Origin of the sequence: Micromonospora sp. NPDC002389, from assembly GCF_040296095.1 — a bacterium.
Taxonomy (GTDB): Bacteria; Actinomycetota; Actinomycetes; order Mycobacteriales; family Micromonosporaceae; genus Micromonospora.
Genome location: NZ_JBEOWP010000045.1, coordinates 1 through 1,326, shown reverse-complemented (window position 1 = coordinate 1,326; position 1,326 = coordinate 1). Strand labels below are relative to the sequence as shown.

Below are 1,326 nucleotides of genomic sequence, written 5' to 3'. Positions count from 1 at the left end.
AACTGTCCTGTCCCGGTACATGTGTCAAGGGGAAGTCCCGATAGATGTGTCATGAGTTGCTGATCATGATGCTCGGGTGAGGCTGATGTAGTTCCGGTCGGGTGTGAGGTGGAAGTGGCCGAGAGGTTGGCCGTCGTGGTGGTAGACGGTGATGTGGTTCTGGTCGCGGATAGCGGTGACGGTGGTGCCGGCGTGGGTGGTGCCGACGCTGGTGCGGTGTCCGGCGACGGAGATGGCGCCGGTGTTGCCTACGAGGCAGTGGTGCAGGGTGGCGTCGTTTTGCGTGGGGAGGCTTCCCGGCCCTCCGAGGCTGGACGCGTTTGTCCATGCCTGGGCGGGGGTGGCGCGTTGTGGTAGGGCGCTGTGGCGTCGTTCGGTGTTGTAGTAGCGGCGGTAGATGTCCAGCAGGTTCTGCAACTCGGCGCGGGTGCCAGGGGCGGGTTGGGTGTTCAGCCATTTCTTGAGGGTTTGGTGGTGGCGTTCGACCTTGCCGCAGGTCTGTGGATGGTAGGGGCTGGAGTTGATCGGTCGGACGTTGTGGTCCAGGAGGCACTGGACGAATGTGGAGATCGACCCGGGCCGGGTCAGTCGGCTGGTGAACGCGGTGCCGTTGTCGGACAACACGATCGCGGGGACGCCGTATTCGCCGAAGGCCTGCCTGACCGCGGTGACCGCGCCTTCGGCGGTCTCCGCGATCGTCGCGTAACAGCCGACGAGGGTTCGGGTGCAGTCGTCCAGGACGTCGAAGACCGTGGCGAGGTCACCGTCGGCGAGTCGGACGTTCGTAGCGTCGATCTGGTAGCAGTCCCGGGGCCGGGCGTAGACGAACCGCCGAAACGAGCTGCGCGGCCGTTTCGCCGGGTTCCGTTCGAGCAGATCATGCCGGGCCAGGACCCGGTTGATCGTCGACCTCGACGGCACCAACCACGCCGGACCGGTAGCGGCGTGCACCTCGATCAGGGCGTCGCGGATGAAGTCGGCCCCGTTGTCCAGGCCGAGTTCGACGCGCAGCTTACAGATCCAGGCGTCCAGGTCCGGTGGCGTCACCCGCGGAGAGGTGTGCGGCCGCCGGGACCGCTCACGCCATTCGCCCTCGTCCCGGACCCGTGCCTGATGCCGGTACACGGTACGAACGGACACGCCATGCTCGCGCGCGAACTCGGCCACGTTGATCCGCACCCCCGCAGCCAACTGAGCATCGAGCAGGTTCATGACATGCCGCCGAGAAGCCATGCCAGGCACCATGTACCAGCCCGCTCAAGATCCCTACCAACTGACACATGTACCGGGACTTCAACACTGACAGATGTCATGAGACTGAATAGT

The 1,326-nt window shown here is 65.1% G+C and carries 1 protein-coding gene; it reads right to left on the bottom strand.

The window, feature by feature from the left end; all coding sequences use genetic code 11:
* Positions 1-63 precede the first annotated feature (63 nt).
* The gene (locus ABT008_RS30400) at positions 64-1,233 is read right to left on the bottom strand and encodes a DDE-type integrase/transposase/recombinase (protein WP_350700742.1); all 1,170 of its coding nucleotides are present in this window, start codon (positions 1,231-1,233) and stop codon (positions 64-66) included.
* Between the last annotated feature and the right edge of the window lie 93 nt (positions 1,234-1,326).

Coding starts and splice junctions, on each gene's coding strand:
- ABT008_RS30400 (WP_350700742.1), bottom strand. CDS start 1,233: ATGGCTTCTCGGCGGCATGTCATGAACCTGCTCGATGCTCAGTTGGCT.